The sequence below is a fragment of the Magnetospirillum sp. WYHS-4 genome (assembly GCA_039908345.1).
Lineage (GTDB): Bacteria > Pseudomonadota > Alphaproteobacteria > Rhodospirillales > GLO-3 > JAMOBD01.
The window spans coordinates 1-16,324 of record JAMOBD010000025.1; the positions used below are offsets into that span (position 1 = coordinate 1).

Sequence of the window (16,324 nt, forward strand, 5' to 3'; positions counted from 1 at the left end):
GGCAGGCTGTCGCCGCCCAGGGCCGCCGCCAGGAACGGGGCCGCCGCCCCCAGGCCGACGCCGACCGCCGTCCCCAAGGCCGCCACCGCCATCGCCTGCAGGAAATAGACGGCGAAGACCAGCCGGGCCGGCGCCCCCAAACCTTTCAGGATCGCGATGCTGCGGGTCCGGTCGTCCAGATGGGCCTTGATCGCGTTGCCGACCCCGACGCCGCCCACCAGCAGGATCGCCAGGCCGACGAACCCCAGGAACAGGGTCAGGCGGCGGATGAAGCGGGCCACGCCCGGCGCCGCCTCGTCGGTGGTGCGGGCCTGCCAGGCCGCGGCTTCGGGGATGGCGGCGCGCAGATCGGCGATCCAAGCCTCCCCATCGGCGCCGGATGGCAGAAGCACCTTTTCGTGGAAGCGGATCTGGCTGCCCGGCTGGACCAGGCCGGTGGCTTGCAGGCTGGCGGTGGAAATCAGAAGCCGCGGCCCGAAGGTGAAGACATCGGCCACCCGGTCGGCTTCCTGAAGGACGACGGCGCGCACCGTCACCGTGGCGTCGCCGACCCGGATGCGGCCCCCGATGCCGATTCCCAGGCGTCCCAGCAATGTCGCGTCGGCCGCCGCGCCGCCGTTGGCCAGGACCTCCCCGATGTCCAGCGGCGGATCGAAGCGCAACGGCTTGACCAAAGGATAATGGCCGTCCACCGCCTTCAGTTCGACCATGGACCGTCCGTCGCCGCCTTCTCCCGGGAAGGCCATGGCCTTCATCTCGACCACCCGCGACAGGGCCCGGGAATGGTCGCGCAGCCAAACCGTCTGGTCGGCCGTGGCCGGCCGGTGCAAAAGCCGCAAATCCACGTCGCCGCCCAGCAGGGCGCGGCCGTCGGCCTTCAGGCCTTCCAGCAGCGAGGCCCCCAGGCTGCCCACCGCCGCGATGGCGCCGACCCCCAGCACCAGGCAGGCGAGGAAGATGCGAAACCCGGCAAGTCCGCCGCGCAGTTCCCGCGCCGCCAGGCGGACCGCAAGGGCGATCATCGCCCTGCTCCACAGGGGGCGCGGCCCAAGTCGGTGCCGTCCGGCAGGCGGACGGCGGCGACGATGCGTCTTCCGTACTTGTCGGTCTGGGCTTCGAACAATTCCACTTCCCCTTCGCCAGGACAGCGGCCCCCCGGTTCGGGGGCGTCGATGTCGGCCACCCGTACCAGACGGCCTGCGTGCTGGTCCAGCCAGATGCGGATGCGGGCCTTGAAAGAATCGCCGGGCGGTCAAAAGAAAGGCGCGTCGGGCGGGGCGATGCGGCCGTCGGCCAAGCGCACCAGACGGCTGCACCGTTCCGCCAGGGCCGCTTCGTGGGTGACCAGCAGCAAGGTGGTGCCGCGCCGGGCATGCAGGTCGAACAGCAGGTCCATCACCCGCCGGCCGGTGGCGGCGTCCAGGTTGCCGGTGGGTTCGTCGGCCAGCAGGACGGCGGGCTCGGCGACGAAGGCCCGCGCCAGGGCCACCCGTTGCTGCTCGCCGCCCGAAAGCTGGCCCGGATAATGGGTGAGGCGATGGCCGAGGCCCACCGTCTCCAGCACCTCCCGCGCCCGGGCGAAGGCGTCCCCGCGCCCGGCGAATTCCAGGGGCAGGGCGACGTTCTCCAGGGCCGTCATGGTGGGTACCAAGTGGAAATCCTGGAAGACGATGCCGATGTTGTCGCGGCGGAACAGGGCCAGTTCATCCTCGTCCAGGCCTTCGATGGCCCGCCCCGCCACCTGGATGCGGCCCGAGGTCGGCTTCTCCAGGCCGCCGATCACCATCAACATGCTGGTCTTGCCCGATCCCGACGGCCCCACCACGCCCACCGTCTCGCCGCCGGCGATTTCCAGGTCCAGCCCGCGCAGCACGTTGACGGGCCCGGCGTGGCTGGGCAAGGTGAGGGTGACGTCCGAAAGGCGGACGGCCGGGGGCGTCTCGGTCATGGGGAAGTCCTGGTCATGGGTCGAATCCTGTCAACTCTTGGAGTCCTGGCGGCGCTTGTCAACCCGGCCGCGGCGGAACCGGTGCGCGTCGTCGCCCTGGGCGACAGCCTGACCGCCGGCTACAACCTGCCCCGCGACGCCGCCTTCCCGGTCCGGCTGGAAGCCGCCCTGCGGAAGGACGGCCTGGACGTCCGGGTGGAAAACGCGGGCGTCTCGGGCGATACCACGGCCGGCGGCCTGGCTCGCCTGGACTGGGCCCTGGGCGGCAAGCCGCAGGCCGTCGTCGTCGAGTTGGGGGCCAACGATGCGCTCCGCGGCGTCGATCCCCGCCAGACCGAGGCCAATCTGGATACCCTGCTCGCCCGTCTGAAGGCCAGGGGCATCAAGGTTCTGCTCGCCGGCATGAAGGCGCCGCCCAACTGGGGGCCCGAATACCGCCAAGCCTTCGACGGCCTCTATTCCCGCCTGGCGGAAAGGCACGGCGTCCTGCTCTATCCCTTCTTCCTGGAAGGCGTCGCCGCCGTGCCGGGGCTCAACCAGGACGACGGCATCCATCCGACGGCGGCCGGCGTCGACGAGATCGTGCGGCGCATCCTGCCCTTCGTGAAATCCTTGTTATCGCGCTGAAGGGGGCTGGAAAAGCCTGGCCGGGTCCACTACGTTCCCCTCCACCGTCCAAAACAACGAAGAGGCAAAGACCGTGAGCAGCACCGTGTTCAAGGATATGGTTTTCCCCAGGCACGTTTCCGACCTGATGACCATCATGCACATGATGGTCTTCGACGGGACGGACGGGGAGGAACGGTGGGACACGCTCCTCAGCAATGCCCAGAAGGAATGCGTGGCCCTGGGACTGGCGCTTTACTACCAGTGCGAACACTGCATCGACTATCACATGAAGGTCATGCTCCGGGTCGGCGGGATCGACCAGGACGTCCTGTCGAACAACATCAATTCCCTGATTCTGTTTCTGCGCACCGATGTGGAACGGATCGGCGAGAGCGAGAAAAAGCGCTGGGTACAGGCCTGGCAGGAATATGCGATGAAGGTCTCGCGCCGCAGCGGGGACGAAACGCGTCCCTACCTGATCGGCCTTGCCATCGGCATGGCGCGCGACGACGGCTTTCTCATCGACTACTGCGGCCGCGAGGTGAGACGGCGCTTCGAGGACGCGGGGATCGACGCCCGCCAAGCCATCGGCGAACTGGAATCGGTGGTCATCTTCATGAAGGCCGCCGCATCCAAGAACCGCATCGTGCCGAAGATCGAACGGATCTTCGCCGAAAGGGTGCAGGACGCCGTGGCCTGAAGCGGCCTGCCTGCGGAGAGTCGGTGAAAGGCATGCCGTCTTCCTATATAGTATGACCGTATGACCCTTTTCCGCTCCTCGCACGCCGCAGCCGACGACTGGGCCCATGCCGCCAAGGCCTGCGCCGATGGGCTGTTGCCCCTGCCGTCGGGTGCCAACCTGGGGTTCGTCTACGCCACCGACCATCTGGCGGCCGACCTGGGCAGCGTGCTCACCTACCTGAAGCAGAAGACCGGTATCGCCGACTGGGTGGGCAGCGTCGGACTGGGCATCATGGGCGACGGCACGGAATATTTCGACGAACTGGCGGTGGCCGCCATGGTCGGCGCCTTCCCACCCGGTTCCTACCGCCTGTTCCAGTCCCTCGCCAAAAGCGTCGACGAACTACCGGCCGCGGAGCGCGCCTGGATGAAGGCGGCGCCCGCGGCTTTCGCGCTGGTCCATGCCGATCCCTCCAACCCCCAGGCGCCCGACCTGGTTCGCCAACTGGCGGAGGCCGGCGACGCCTTTCTGGTCGGCGGCATGACCTCGTCCCGCGAGGCGACGCTGCAGGTGGCGAACCGGCTGACCGGCGGGGGCCTGTCGGGAATCCTCTTCGCCCCGGAGGTCGGGGTGGCGACCGGCCTCAGCCAGGGCTGCTCGCTGCTGGGCCAGAGCCACGTGGTCACCGATGCCCTGGACGACATCCTGATGGGCCTGGACGGCCGCCCGGCCCTGGACGTGCTGCGCGACGACGCCGGCACGCTGATGGCGGACGATCCGGCCAAGGCGGCCATGTTCCTGCACCTCGCCCTGCCGGTGGAAGGTTCCGACACCGCCGACTATCTGGTGCGCAACATCGGCGGCATCGACCCGGTGCGCGGCTGGCTCAGGGTGGGAGCCCACTTGCGGGCCGGCGACCGCATGCGGTTCGCCCGCAGGGATTCGGCATCGGCCGCCCAGGACTTGGCGCATATGGCGGAAAAGGTGATGAAGCGCGCCGGCGGCAAGGCGCGGGGCGCCGTCTACGTGTCCTGCCTGGGGCGGGGCGCCCGCATGTTCGGGGAACACAACCGGGAACTGGCCATCCTGCGCTCGGTGCTGGGCGACGTGCCCCTGGTGGGCTTTGCCGCGGGCGGCGAGATCTTCGCGGGCAGGCTTTACGGCTACACGGGCGTTCTCAGCCTCTTCGTGTAGAAGGTTTCCCTTCGCCCCCGATTTGGTCTAGAAGAGGCCCGCCGACAGGGAGGATACCGCATGGCCAGCTACCAGTACATCTACGTGATGAAGAACCTCACCAAGATCTTCCCCGGTGGGCGGGAGATCCTCAAAGGGGTGACGCTGGCCTTCCTGCCGGGGGTGAAGATCGGCGTGCTGGGCGTCAACGGCGCCGGCAAGTCGACCCTGCTGAAGATCATGGCCGGCATCGACCACGACTTCGGCGGCGAAGCCTGGGCGGCGGAAGGGGTGCGCGTCGGCTACCTGCGCCAGGAACCCGAACTCGATCCCGCCAAGGACGTGCTGGGCAACGTGATGGAGGGCCTGGGCGCCACCAAGGCCATGCTGGACCGCTTCAACGAGGTCAGCGCCCGCTTCGCCGAACCCATGGACGACGACGAGATGAACGCGCTGCTGGCCGAGCAGGGCGAGTTGCAGGAAAAGATCGACGCGGCGAACGGCTGGGAGCTGGAGCGCACGGTGGAAATCGCCATGGACGCGCTACGTTGCCCGCCGGGCGACGCCGACGTGACCAAGCTGTCGGGCGGCGAACGGCGCCGGGTGGCGCTCTGCCGCCTGCTGCTGGAAAAGCCCGACCTGCTGTTGCTGGACGAACCGACCAACCACCTGGACGCGGAATCGGTGGCCTGGCTGGAACGGCATCTCCACGACTACCAGGGCACGGTGATGATCGTCACCCATGACCGCTACTTCCTGGACAATGTCACCGGCTGGATCCTGGAACTGGACCGCGGCCGCGGCATTCCCTACGAGGGCAACTATTCCTCCTGGCTGGACCAGAAGGAAAAGCGCCTGGGCCAGGAGGAAAAGGAGGAATCCGCCCGCCAGCGCACCCTCAAGCACGAACTGGAATGGATCCAGGCCTCGCCGCGCGCCCGCCAGGCGAAAAGCAAGGCCCGCATCACGGCCTATGACAACCTGCTGGCGCAGGCCAACGAGGCCCGCGGCGACACCGCCCAGATCGTCATCCCGCCCGGGCCGCGCCTGGGCAACGTGGTGATCGAGGCGGAAGGCCTGACCAAGGGCTACGGCGACAGCCTGCTGATCGACCGGCTGGACTTCCGGCTGCCGCCGGGCGGCATCGTCGGGGTGATCGGGGCCAACGGCGCCGGCAAGACCACGCTGTTCCGCATGATAACCGGCCAGGAACAGCCGGACGCGGGCAAGCTGCGTCTGGGCGAGACGGTGGTGCTGGGCTACGTGGACCAGTCGCGCGACAGCCTGGAGGCCAACAAGACCGTCTGGCAGGAAATCTCGGGCGGGCTGGACGAACTGGAACTGGGCAAGCGCAAGATGCAAAGCCGGTCCTACGTCGCCCAGTTCAACTTCAAGGGCCCGGACCAGCAAAAGAAGGTGGGCCAGTTGTCGGGCGGCGAGCGCAACCGGGTGCATCTGGCCAAGATGCTGAAGTCGGGGGCCAACGTGCTGCTGCTGGACGAACCCACCAACGACCTGGACGTCGATACCCTGCGGGCGCTGGAAGACGCCTTGGCGGAATTCGCCGGCTGCGCGGTCATCATCAGCCACGACCGCTGGTTCCTGGACCGCCTGGCGACCCACATCCTGGCCTTCGAGGGCGATTCCCAGGTGGTCTGGTTCGAAGGCAACTTCCAGGACTACGAGGAAGACAAACGCCGCCGCCTGGGCGACGACGCGGTCGAACCCCATCGCATCAAATACAAGCCGCTGACAAGATAGAGGGCGGCGATGCCGCAGGGGGCCCTACCCGGCGCCCCCTTGGGCCCGCCTTATCTCTTTCGTTTGCCCGAATGCAGCTCCTGCCGACATGGTCGGCGGGATGATCCGCCGTGGAAGGAGAGGGGGGATGCGATAATTAGGAATTATCACAACACGGGAGGATGGTCGAGATATACGATATTAATCGTCACCGTATCGCACTTCAAGCCCTTGCGACCGGCCCTTGCGACCGGCGGCAGGCAGGTTGTGGAGCTTGGGGGGGCCGTCCGTCGCCGTGGCCGATGGGGGGATCGCACTCTGCAACGTCTCCCTGGCAAACCCCCCCCGACATCCCATATAGTAGGGCAGTGGACGGTCCTTGAGAAACGGATGGACCCGGAAAGCCCAAGAACATGGGAACAGCACCGATGAACGATCAATCGCCCGAGGAGGCCGTCGCGGCCGCCCTGCATGTCGCGTCGTCCGCCGCCGCCTGCAAGTCCTGCCAGCCCGATCCCGCCGCCGCCGATCCCGCCCGCAAGGAGCCGCTCGACCGTTATCTGATGGACGGCAGCAAGATGCTCTGGCACCTGGACCGGGTCATGGCCTGGCAGCGGGGCGAGCGCATCGCGCCCATCCATATCGACGCCGGCCTCAGCAAGGGCTGCAACATCCGCTGCCACTACTGCTACGGCGTCACCCAGGGCAATTTCTTCCGCAAGGGTTCCGACCGCGTGTTCCCGCGCGACGCCCTGCTGCGGTACATGAAGGACGCGGGCGAGGTGGGCGTGCGTTCCATCGCGCTCATCGGCGAGGCCGAGCCCCTGCTCAACCCCGCGGTCTACGAGGCTATCGTCACGGGCCGCAAGGCCGGCGTCGACATGTCCATGGGGACCAACGGCATCCTGCTGGACACCGGCGCGGCCGGCGAGGAAGCCCTGGAACACCTGACCTGGCTTCGCTTCAACATCTCGGCGGCATCCGACCATGCTTACCGGCGCATCCACGCCAGCAAGGAATTCGAAACCGCCCTGGACAAGATCCGTTTCTGCGTCGCCACCAAGCGCCGCAAGAACCTGAAGACCACCATCGGCCTGCAGATGGTGCTGACGCCCAAGAACGTGGACCAAGTGGTGCCCCTGGCCAGGCTGGGCCGGGAGCTGGAGGTGGACTACCTGGTCGTCAAGCAGTGCAGCGATACGGTGGAAGGCGACATCGGCGTCATCGACCAGTTGGACCGCTACGTGGATTTCTCCGATACCCTGAAGGAAGCCGAGACGCTGTCCTCGGGGGACTACCGGGTGATCGTCAAGTGGGGCAAGATCCTCAACGAGGGCAAGCGCGACTACGACAACTGCCTCGGCGCTCCCTTCCTGCTCTATACCTCGGGCGACGGGCGGGTCTATTCCTGCGGCATGTGGTTCGACAGCCGCGAGGCGGAATTCCGCATGGGCGATCTGACCGAGATGTCCTTCAAGGAGATCCTGGAAAGCGACCGCTACTGGGAAATCGCCGCCAAGCAGACTTCCTGCGTCGACGTGCACAAGGAATGCTACGCCAACTGCCGCACCCACATGGTCAACGATTTCCTGTGGAAGCTCAGGCATCCGCCCGAGCACGTCAACTTCGTGTGACGGAGGGCACTTCCAAGGGGCCCGCGGTTCTGGTATCCTAAGGCACGCTCAGATCAGAAGGATCGAGGCCAGCCATGTCCGATATCGTGAAGACGCCCTACACCGGCGGAATAACCGTTCTTTCCCAGGTTTCCCAGAAGGGTATCAGCCAAAGCCGCCTGCTTTCGCAAATGTCCTCCGGCCAGCAGAAGGTCGCCGAGGAGAAGATAGGGGCGATTTCGGGCCTTTACGAACAAAAGATCGCCCGGCTTGGCCGCGAGGAGGCCAAGTGGAAGGGCTTGGTCACCGACGTCGGCAAGGCGACTTCCGACATCAGCAACATTGTCGGCCGCCTGAAGTCCATGAGCGGCAAGATCGAAAGCATGATCCGGTCGGTCAACAAGGCCGACCAGCGGGATCAGGAAGGCCAATACGTCAATCCCGCCGGCTATGCCGCGTCCTTCGATTCGATCCTCAAGGGCCTGCACCAGGATGCCATCAAGGGCGACAAGCAACCCAACATGCTGGGCGCCGATGGCGTGTCCTATTCCTACCGCACGAGCATCAGCAACGACGGCAACAAGGTGATGGGGGCCTATCTGGGCTCCGAATACAAGATCACCGACAGCGAAGGAAAGATCTGGGCTGCCGACCTGAGCGCGGGGCTGGTCCAGCGATACGACGACTATCCGACCGACAAGGCGGCCGAGTCCGGCAACATCGTCAACGGCATCCGCCTCGATTCCCAAAGCGGCGATTCCGTCACCTTCACCACGGCGCCCGATACCGCCAGCCCCCAGCAGTTCAGCGGCACCATCGAACGCAAGGGGCTTCGGCTGGTCAATTCCTGGTTCTACGAGGGGTTCTCCACCGAAGGCGGACGCAGTCGCGCCCTGGCCGACCTGAACGACGCCAAGGAAGCCGTCAAGCTGGAAATTGCCCGCTACGAGCTTTCCCTCAAGACCGCCAAATTCTACGAGGCGCGTGCCCGCAACGAAGCCAAGGGCTATCGCAACCAGGGGAACGCGCTGCAAATAGAAAGCGCCCAGGAAATCGCCAAGGCCCAGAAAGCCCTCGCCCGGGAATATAATGCCGCGCAAGGTCTCGTCGCCCAGGCCCTGGCCCAGAAGACCGGTTACGCCAAGATGTTCCAATCCACGGGCGGCACGGCCCTGGGCAACAAGCTGGTCAATATCCTGACCTGAAATCGTTGAGAATGGCGGGGATCGGTATCGACGACCTGATCGGCGATTCCTTCCGGGCGCGGCATCTTCGTGACCAGGTGGCGGCCATGGTGGCCGCCGGCCACCTCGACGGCGCCTTGTGCCTTCAGGCGGCCCGGCTCTGCTTGGCCTGCGGGAATCCCGCCCGTGCCGGCTGGTTCCTGGCGGTCGGTCTCGGTGCCGGCGGTGCGACCGAGGACTGGTGCGAGCCGGTGTCCCTTGCCCTTGCGGCAGCCGGTCCCGCGACGCCTCCCGAGGTGTTCCGTAGCCTAGACCGCCTTGCCGGCCCTGCCCACTGGCGCCTGATGCAGGTGGCCGTCGAGGGCTTGGCCCGGCGGCATCCTCTTCCGGCTTTGCCGGCCGAACCGGCCGACGGCGAATCGCTTCTTGGGCTGTGCCTGGCGCGGTCGGTCCTGGCCGGAGACTTGGCGGCGGCGACGGAGGTCGGCGGCCGGTTGTCCCTTCTTCCCCGCCTCAAGCGATGGAGCCACCAGGCCCTCGGGAAACTGGCGGCCATGCAAGGAGACCTGGCCGGAGCCGAGGCCCGGTTTCGTGCCGGACTGGCTGCCGACGGCGAGGCCCTGCGGACTTGGGGGGACTTGGCCGCGGTGTTGTTCTGCCAAGGCCGGGAACGAGAAGCGCGCGAGGCCCTGTCCCGATCCTTCGTCGGTCGGCCGGAGGACTCGGATGATCCGCGCCAGCAGGCTTGGCGCGACCAGCTTGCCCAGGCCATGCGCGACGGCCTCCGGGACGGCGGCGAGGCGGGGCGCATCGGGGCCGCCCTCAACTACACCCATCCGGACCGCCTGCGGCGGTACTGGGACGCCCATCGCGAGGAGGCCGGGGAAGAAAACGGTCTTCGGACGGTCAGCGCCTTCACCAACGATTTCATGTTCGGCCGCATCGACGCCCTCCTTGCCGCCCATCCGGAAGTTGCCAAGGTGGTGAACTACGGCACGCTTTGCGGGGCGCGCGAGGCCGCCTTCGCCCGCCGCCATCCCGCCCGCCTGATTGCCGGCTACGACATTTCCGAAGAAGCGACGGCGCTCAATCGCCAAGTCTTCACGGCGCCCAACCTGGCCTTCGAATCCGATCTTGGCCACTTGGCCGCCCGTCTTGGGGAGCGGCCGGGCGACAGCCTGTTGGCCCACTGCCGGACCCTGGACATCATGTTTCCGGCGGCGGTGCGCGATCTCTACGCCTGGTGCCGGGGGGCAGGCGTCCGTTTCGTGCTGTCGGCCGAATACTTCGCCGCCCGCATCGCCACCTTCGACTATCCGGATTTCGCCGCCGATCCGGTGGATACGGTACAGTGGGAAGGCATCGTGATGATCCACGATATCCCCAGACTGCTGGCCGAGTCGGGCTACCGGGTCCGGGAGACGTCCTTCCATCCGCTGCCGCTGCTGGTCAGCGCCAGCGGGGAAGGCCTGCAACCCGCCCAGTTGATCCAGTACGTCCTGGCCGAGCTAATCCTTTAGGCGCTTGTCCAGGTAGGTCCCGACCTGCTTGCCCACGTTCTCCAGATGGTCCCGGAAGAAGTGGTCGCCGCCGTCGATCACCTTGTAGTCGATCTTGATGTTCTTTTGGGATTGCAGCTTCTGCGCCAGCTTGTCCACGGTGTTGACCGGGACCACCTCGTCCTTGTTGCCGTGCAGGATCAAGCCCGACGACGGGCAGGGCGCCAGAAAGGTGAAGTCGTAAAGGTTGGCCGGCGGGGCGACGCTGACGAAGCCGTTGATTTCCGGGCGGCGCATCAGGAGTTGCATGCCGATCCAGGCCCCGAAGGAGAATCCGGCCACCCAGCAGCCGGTGGCGTTGGGGTTGTAGCCCTGCATCCAATCCAGCGCCGAGGCGGCATCGGACAATTCTCCGTGGCCGCCATCGAACTGGCCCTGCGACCGTCCGACGCCCCGGAAGTTGAAGCGTAGCGTCGAAAACCCCCGATCCACGAATGCCTGGAACAAGGAGTAGACGACCTTGTTGTTCATCGTTCCGCCGTGCTGCGGGTGGGGATGCAGGATCAGCGCGATGGGCGCCGCCGTGCGCTTGGAATGATGATAACGGCCTTCCAGCCGGCCTTCGGGTCCGTTGAAGATAACTTCAGGCATGCGCGATTGCCCCGCCAGACGTTGCCATATCCGACAACTGAACTTGGATAAAAATTCCCCACAAATCGGGTCTGTTACCGGATATTCTTGACCACCCTTGTCGGGCATCATATATATTAGTCGACGACCAAGTACGGCTCGGGCGCTAAAATAGCCAAGGCACCCAGGCGAGCCAGCTTGTATCGACAACGCCCATAACATAGCCGACGGCCCATGGTTTTCAAGACCCTCCGCGAAGACATCGACGCCTTCATGAGCCGCGACCCCGCCGCGAGGTCGCGTTTGGAGGTCCTATTGTGCTATCCCGGCCTGCACGCGCTTCTCTTCTACCGCCTGACCAGCCGCCTTTGGCGGGCCGGCTGGTGGCTGACCGCGCGCTGGCTGTCGCACGTGGCCAAGATGGTCACCGGGGTGGAAATCCATCCCGGCGCGACCATCGGCCGGCGCCTGGTCATCGACCACGGCACCGGGGTGGTGATCGGCGAGACGGCCGAAATCGGCGACGACGTCACCCTGTACCAGGGCATCACCCTGGGCGGTACTGCGCCGTCGGTGGATTCCAAGTCCCAGGCCAACAAGAAACGCCATCCGACCCTGGAAAACGGGGTCATCGTCGGTTCGGGCGCCCAGGTGCTGGGGCCGATCACCATCGGCCACGACGCCCGCGTCGGGGCCAATGCGGTGGTCACCCACGACATGCCGCCGGAAGTGACGGCGGTCGGCATTCCGGCTCGCATCGTGATGCCCCGCGACCGCAAGAAGGCCCACGAATTCGTCGCCTACGGTACGGCCGAGGACATCCAGGACCCCATTCTCCGGGATCTGCACAGCCTTCGCAGCCAGATCTCGGCGCTCAAGGAACGGATCGGGGAACTGGAAGGCCAGCGTCCGGCACCCCAACTCAAGGAGGGCCAGGAGGTGGATTCCGCCGGCGCTATCGCCGAGGTCGCCGCCCCCAAGACACGCGGCCGGCGCGGCGCCACCGGCGCTCGCGGCGGAAGGAGGTAGCAGGTGAGACTCAGTACGAAGGGACGCTACGCGGTGATGGCCATGGTCGACTTGGCCACCCACAGCAACGGCAAGCCGGTCGCCCTGGCCGACGTGGCGGAACGGCAGGAAATATCGTTGTCCTACCTGGAACAGTTGTTTGGCAAGCTGCGCAAGGGCGGGCTGGTGCGCAGCGTGCGCGGCCCCGGCGGCGGCTACCTGCTGGCCCGGCCGGCCCCCGACACCCGGGTTTCCGACATCATCATGGCGGTGGACGAGCCCATCTCGACCACCCGCTGCCATTCGGGCTCGCCCATGGGCTGCCACCTCAACAAGAGCCGCTGCCTGACCCACGACCTGTGGGAGGAACTGGGCAACCAGATATACCTTTACCTCAGTTCGGTCTCGCTGGCGGACATCTGCGAACGCCGGGTGCTGGGCTCCAGCCGCGTCGGCCTGCGCCCCGGCTCCCAGGCTGCGGAATAGGGCCATGACCCAGACGGTCTATCTCGATCACAACGCGACCACGCCGGTGCGGCCCGAAGCCGCCGCCGCGGTCGCCGAAGCCTTGGCGGCGGGCGGCAACGCCTCGTCGGTGCACGGCTTCGGGCGGCGGGCGCGCCGCCTGATCGAAGAGGCCCGCGAACGTGTCGCCGCCCTGGTGGGCGCCCCGTCCGTCTCCGTCGTCTTCACCAGCGGCGGCACCGAAGCGAACGCTTTGGCCCTGCAAGGCTGCGGCCGTCGTCGCATCGTCGCTTCGGCCGTCGAACATCCCTCGGTGCTGAAGGCGGTACCCGGCATCCAGGCCGTCCCGGTGGATGGCGATGGCGTCATCGACCTGGAAGCGCTCGATCGTCTGCTGGGGGCGGCGGCGGAACCGGCCCTCGTCTCCCTCATGCTTGCCAACAACGAGACCGGCGTTCTGCAGCCGGTGGCCGAAGCCGCCCGCATCGCCCGCCGGCACGGGGCGTTGGTCCATTGCGACGCCGTCCAGGCGGCGGGCAAGATTCCTGTCGACATGCCCACGCTGGCTGTCGATTTCCTGACATTGTCCGCCCACAAGCTGGGCGGGCCCCCTGGCGTCGGCGCCCTGGTGGCGGCCGAAGGGGCGCCCCTGGCGGCCCAGGTCCGGGGCGGCGGTCAGGAACGGGGCTTGCGCGCCGGCACCGAAAACCTGCCCGGCATCGCTGGCTTCGGCGCCGCCGCGGCCGCCGTCGATCTGGGAGCCTTCGCCCGCCTGGCGGCTTGGCGCGACGATTTCGAGGGACGGGCGCGGGACCGGATTCCCGGCCTGCGGATCGCTTCGACGGGCGCGCCCCGCCTGCCCAACACCAGTTGTCTGCTGGCCCCTGGCCGGGACGGGGCGACCCAGGTGATGGCCCTTGATCTGGCCGGGGTGGCGGTGAGCGCCGGGGCTGCCTGCTCCTCGGGCAAGGCCGTCCCCAGCCCGGTGTTGCGTGCCCTGGGCAGTTCCGATGCCGAAGCGGCCTCGGCGATCCGGGTCAGTCTGGGCTGGACCAGCCGGGCCGAAGACCTGGAATATTTCTTGCTACGTTGGGCCGAAACGGCGGCACGACGCGCCGCGGCGTGACGAAGACCGACAACGGAAGGACCCGAGACCCATGACCGACAAGAAGAACCGCAAGTCCCCGGTCTACCTGGACTACCAAGCCACCACCCCCTGCGATCCGCGGGTCGTCGAGGCCATGCTGCCCTACTTCACCGAGAAGTTCGGCAATCCCCATTCGCGCAGCCACGCCTACGGCTGGGAAGCCGAGGCGGCGGTCGAACAGGCCCGCGAGCACATCGCCACGCTGATCGGCGCCGATCCGAAGGAGATCGTCTTCACCTCGGGCGCCACCGAATCCAACAATCTGGCGCTCAAAGGCGTGGCCCACTTCTACAAGGACAGGAAGAACCACGTCGTCACCCTGGTCACCGAACACAAGTGCGTGCTGGACACCGGCCGCCACCTGGAACAGGAAGGCTTCCAGGTCACCTATCTGCCGGTGAGGAAGAACGGCCTGGTGGACCTGGCCGAACTGGAAGCCGCGATCACCGACAAGACCGCCATCGTTTCCATCATGGCGGTCAACAACGAGATCGGCGTCATCCAGCCGATGGCGGAAATCGGCGCCCTTTGCCGCAAGAAGGGCGCTTTCTTCCATACCGACTGCGCCCAGGCGGTGGGGAAGATCCCGCTGGACGTGAATGCCATGAACATCGATTTGATGAGCATCTCGGGCCACAAGATATACGGGCCCAAGGGCATCGGCGCCCTCTACGTGCGCCGCAAGCCGCGCGTCCGCCTGGTGGCGATGATCAACGGCGGCGGCCAGGAACGCGGCATGCGCTCGGGCACCTTGCCCACGCCGCTTTGCGTCGGACTGGGCGAGGCCTGCGCCATCGCGACCCGCGAGATGGCCGCGGAAACCGAGCGCCTGCGCATGCTGCGCGACCGCGCCTACCGGTCCATCATGGGCCGGCTGCCGGAAGTCTACCTGAACGGCGATCTGGAAAGGCGCATCCCCGGCAACCTGAACATCAGCTTCGCCTTCGTCGAGGGCGAGGGGCTGATGATGGGCATCAAGGATCTGGCGGTGTCGTCGGGGTCCGCCTGCACCTCGGCTTCCCTGGAGCCGTCCTACGTGCTGCGCGCACTGGGCGTCGACGAGACCCTCGCCCATACGTCGTTGCGCCTGGGCTTCGGCCGGTTCACCACCGAGGAAGAGGTGGACTACGCCGTCGAACGTATCGTATCCGAGGTATCGCGGCTGCGCGAAATGAGCCCGCTCTGGGAGATGGCCCAGGAAGGCATCGACATCAAGTCCATCCAATGGGCCGAACACTGAGCCAATCCAAGGAGGTGCGACAATGTCGTACAGCGAAAAGGTCGTGGACCACTACGAGCATCCCCGCAATGTGGGCTCGCTCGACAAGAATTCCGGGGACGTGGGCACCGGCTTGGTCGGCGCCCCCGCCTGCGGCGACGTGATGCGCCTGCAGATCAAGGTCGGCGAGGACGGTGTCATCCAGGACGCCAAGTTCAAGACTTTCGGCTGCGGTTCGGCCATCGCGTCCAGTTCCCTGGTCACCGAATGGGTCAAGGGCAAGACCATCGACGAGGCGGCGACCATCAAGAACAGCCAGATCGCCGAGGAACTGGCCTTGCCGCCGGTGAAGATCCATTGCTCGGTGTTGGCCGAGGACGCCATCAAGGCCGCCGTCGAGGACTACAGGAAAAAGCGCGGCCTGTCCGGCAACAAGGGGGAGGCCGCCGAATGAGCGATCTTCCCGCGCCCCTCACCATCACCGAGGCCGCCGCCGAACGGGTCCGGCAGATGATCGCCAAACGGGGCAAGCCCTGCGCCGGGGTGCGCATCGGCGTGCGCACCAAGGGCTGCTCCGGCCTGTCCTACACCCTGGAATTCGCCGAGGAGAAGAACGAGTTCGACGAGGTGGTCGAAATCAACGGCGTCACGGTGCTGATCGACCCCAAGGCGACCATGTTCATCATCGGCACCGAGATGGACTTCGTCACCGACAAGCTGAATTCCGGCTTCGTCTTCCGGAACCCCAACGAAAAGGGGCGTTGCGGCTGCGGCGAGTCCTTCCACGTCTAGCATGATTGCCCAGGCCGCCCATCCCTGCTGGTCGTGCAAGGGGCCGGTGCCGGCCGGCGCCCCTTTCTGTTCGACCTGCGAGGCCGTGCAGCCGCCCGGCCAAGTCGACCATTTCGCGCGGCTGTCCGTCGAGGCCCGCTACGAACTGGACCTCGCCGAACTGGACCGCCGCTACTTCGCCTTGCAGCGCCGCCTGCATCCGGACCGCTTCGCCACCCGCACGCCCCGCGAACGCGCCTTGTCGCAACAACAGGCGACCAGCCTCAACGAGGCCTACGAGACCCTGAAGGACCCCTTGCGGCGCGCCGACTATCTGGTGCACCTGAAGGGCGCCGGAGTGCTGCCGGAAGGCTGCGACCTGATCGCCGATCCGGTGGTGCTGATGGAGGCCATGGAGATGCGCGAACGCTTGGGCGAAACCGAAAGCCCGGCCGAGGTGGACGCCATCGCCGACGAAACCTCCCGCGATATGCGCAATTGCGTGGACGAGCTGCGGTCGGCCTTTGCCGCCAACGAACTGGCCACCGCCTGCCGCCTGACCACCCGACTGAAATACCTCACCAAGCTGGCCGGCGAGGTCAAGGCCCGCCGGGCCCGCCTTGCCGCCTCGTGACC

17 protein-coding genes are annotated in these 16,324 nt (G+C 66.7%); 14 read left to right on the plus strand and 3 right to left on the minus strand.

The features are described from left to right. Together H7841_08850 and H7841_08855 are read right to left on the minus strand one after the other, a co-directional pair. The coding region (locus tag H7841_08850; GenBank protein MEO5336988.1) for an ABC transporter permease at positions 1-1,022 on the minus strand (1,022 nt) is incomplete at its 3' end. A 230-nt stretch (positions 1,023-1,252) separates the two neighbouring features. After that, positions 1,253-1,948: an ABC transporter ATP-binding protein gene (locus tag H7841_08855; GenBank protein MEO5336989.1), complete on the minus strand. Its 696-nt coding sequence runs from the start codon at positions 1,946-1,948 to the stop codon at positions 1,253-1,255. Between the two features lie 15 nt (positions 1,949-1,963). On the opposite strand from H7841_08855, the gene H7841_08860 reads away from it, so the two are divergent. The 7 genes from H7841_08860 (at position 1,964) to H7841_08890 (ending at position 10,469) form a co-directional block, all read left to right on the plus strand. After that, positions 1,964-2,575 (plus strand): arylesterase, encoded by a 612-nt coding sequence (locus H7841_08860; GenBank protein ID MEO5336990.1) that lies wholly within the window; start codon positions 1,964-1,966, stop codon positions 2,573-2,575. Between the two features lie 73 nt (positions 2,576-2,648). Next, positions 2,649-3,257, plus strand: a complete 609-nt coding sequence (locus tag H7841_08865) for a carboxymuconolactone decarboxylase family protein (protein MEO5336991.1) — start codon at positions 2,649-2,651, stop codon at positions 3,255-3,257. Positions 3,258-3,317: 60 nt separating this feature from the next. After that, on the plus strand, positions 3,318-4,433 hold the full coding sequence (locus H7841_08870) for an FIST C-terminal domain-containing protein (protein MEO5336992.1): 1,116 nt from the start codon (positions 3,318-3,320) through the stop codon (positions 4,431-4,433). Between the two features lie 60 nt (positions 4,434-4,493). Then, entirely contained in the window at positions 4,494-6,173 is a 1,680-nt protein-coding gene (gene ettA, locus H7841_08875; protein ID MEO5336993.1) for an energy-dependent translational throttle protein EttA, read from the plus strand. A gap of 407 nt (positions 6,174-6,580) precedes the next feature. Next, positions 6,581-7,786, plus strand: a complete 1,206-nt coding sequence (locus H7841_08880; protein MEO5336994.1) for a radical SAM protein — start codon at positions 6,581-6,583, stop codon at positions 7,784-7,786. A 74-nt stretch (positions 7,787-7,860) separates the two neighbouring features. Continuing rightward, the gene (locus tag H7841_08885; protein MEO5336995.1) at positions 7,861-8,970 is read left to right on the plus strand and encodes a hypothetical protein; all 1,110 of its coding nucleotides are present in this window, start codon (positions 7,861-7,863) and stop codon (positions 8,968-8,970) included. An 11-nt stretch (positions 8,971-8,981) separates the two neighbouring features. Next, entirely contained in the window at positions 8,982-10,469 is a 1,488-nt protein-coding gene (locus H7841_08890; protein ID MEO5336996.1) for a hypothetical protein, read from the plus strand. Here H7841_08890 and H7841_08895 read toward each other — a convergent pair. Continuing rightward, positions 10,458-11,099: an alpha/beta hydrolase gene (locus tag H7841_08895; GenBank protein ID MEO5336997.1), complete on the minus strand. Its 642-nt coding sequence runs from the start codon at positions 11,097-11,099 to the stop codon at positions 10,458-10,460. The genes H7841_08890 and H7841_08895 overlap by 12 nt on opposite strands. 213 nt (positions 11,100-11,312) lie before the next feature. Between H7841_08895 and cysE the strand changes: the two genes are divergently transcribed. The 7 genes from cysE to hscB are packed head-to-tail and all read left to right on the plus strand — an operon-like array spanning position 11,313 to position 16,322. Then, complete coding sequence (gene cysE / locus H7841_08900; protein MEO5336998.1) at positions 11,313-12,107, plus strand: serine O-acetyltransferase; 795 nt, start codon at positions 11,313-11,315, stop codon at positions 12,105-12,107. A gap of 3 nt (positions 12,108-12,110) precedes the next feature. Continuing rightward, on the plus strand, positions 12,111-12,572 hold the full coding sequence (locus tag H7841_08905) for an Rrf2 family transcriptional regulator (GenBank protein MEO5336999.1): 462 nt from the start codon (positions 12,111-12,113) through the stop codon (positions 12,570-12,572). A gap of 4 nt (positions 12,573-12,576) precedes the next feature. Next, positions 12,577-13,677 (plus strand): cysteine desulfurase, encoded by a 1,101-nt coding sequence (locus H7841_08910; protein MEO5337000.1) that lies wholly within the window; start codon positions 12,577-12,579, stop codon positions 13,675-13,677. Between the two features lie 31 nt (positions 13,678-13,708). Further along, a complete protein-coding gene (locus H7841_08915; GenBank protein ID MEO5337001.1) occupies positions 13,709-14,938 on the plus strand; it encodes an IscS subfamily cysteine desulfurase in 1,230 nt (409 codons plus the stop codon). Positions 14,939-14,960: 22 nt separating this feature from the next. Further along, positions 14,961-15,371: a Fe-S cluster assembly scaffold IscU gene (gene iscU / locus H7841_08920; GenBank protein MEO5337002.1), complete on the plus strand. Its 411-nt coding sequence runs from the start codon at positions 14,961-14,963 to the stop codon at positions 15,369-15,371. Then, positions 15,368-15,709 (plus strand): iron-sulfur cluster assembly accessory protein, encoded by a 342-nt coding sequence (locus H7841_08925; GenBank protein ID MEO5337003.1) that lies wholly within the window; start codon positions 15,368-15,370, stop codon positions 15,707-15,709. The genes iscU and H7841_08925 overlap by 4 nt, the downstream gene beginning before the upstream one ends. A gap of 1 nt (position 15,710) precedes the next feature. Beyond that, on the plus strand, positions 15,711-16,322 hold the full coding sequence (hscB, locus tag H7841_08930; protein ID MEO5337004.1) for a Fe-S protein assembly co-chaperone HscB: 612 nt from the start codon (positions 15,711-15,713) through the stop codon (positions 16,320-16,322). Positions 16,323-16,324: the final 2 nt, after the last annotated feature.

What these genes read in the sequence shown, in the direction of transcription:
- H7841_08855 (MEO5336989.1), bottom strand. Translation starts at nt 1,948, where the DNA reads ATGACCGAGACGCCCCCGGCCGTCCGCCTTTCGGACGTCACCCTCACC.
- H7841_08860 (MEO5336990.1), top strand. Translation starts at nt 1,964, where the DNA reads ATGGGTCGAATCCTGTCAACTCTTGGAGTCCTGGCGGCGCTTGTCAAC.
- H7841_08870 (MEO5336992.1), top strand. Translation starts at nt 3,318, where the DNA reads ATGACCCTTTTCCGCTCCTCGCACGCCGCAGCCGACGACTGGGCCCAT.
- ettA (MEO5336993.1), top strand. Translation starts at nt 4,494, where the DNA reads ATGGCCAGCTACCAGTACATCTACGTGATGAAGAACCTCACCAAGATC.
- H7841_08880 (MEO5336994.1), top strand. Translation starts at nt 6,581, where the DNA reads ATGAACGATCAATCGCCCGAGGAGGCCGTCGCGGCCGCCCTGCATGTC.
- H7841_08885 (MEO5336995.1), top strand. Translation starts at nt 7,861, where the DNA reads ATGTCCGATATCGTGAAGACGCCCTACACCGGCGGAATAACCGTTCTT.
- H7841_08890 (MEO5336996.1), top strand. Translation starts at nt 8,982, where the DNA reads ATGGCGGGGATCGGTATCGACGACCTGATCGGCGATTCCTTCCGGGCG.
- H7841_08895 (MEO5336997.1), bottom strand. Translation starts at nt 11,099, where the DNA reads ATGCCTGAAGTTATCTTCAACGGACCCGAAGGCCGGCTGGAAGGCCGT.
- cysE (MEO5336998.1), top strand. Translation starts at nt 11,313, where the DNA reads ATGGTTTTCAAGACCCTCCGCGAAGACATCGACGCCTTCATGAGCCGC.
- H7841_08910 (MEO5337000.1), top strand. Translation starts at nt 12,577, where the DNA reads ATGACCCAGACGGTCTATCTCGATCACAACGCGACCACGCCGGTGCGG.
- H7841_08915 (MEO5337001.1), top strand. Translation starts at nt 13,709, where the DNA reads ATGACCGACAAGAAGAACCGCAAGTCCCCGGTCTACCTGGACTACCAA.
- iscU (MEO5337002.1), top strand. Translation starts at nt 14,961, where the DNA reads ATGTCGTACAGCGAAAAGGTCGTGGACCACTACGAGCATCCCCGCAAT.
- H7841_08925 (MEO5337003.1), top strand. Translation starts at nt 15,368, where the DNA reads ATGAGCGATCTTCCCGCGCCCCTCACCATCACCGAGGCCGCCGCCGAA.
- hscB (MEO5337004.1), top strand. Translation starts at nt 15,711, where the DNA reads ATGATTGCCCAGGCCGCCCATCCCTGCTGGTCGTGCAAGGGGCCGGTG.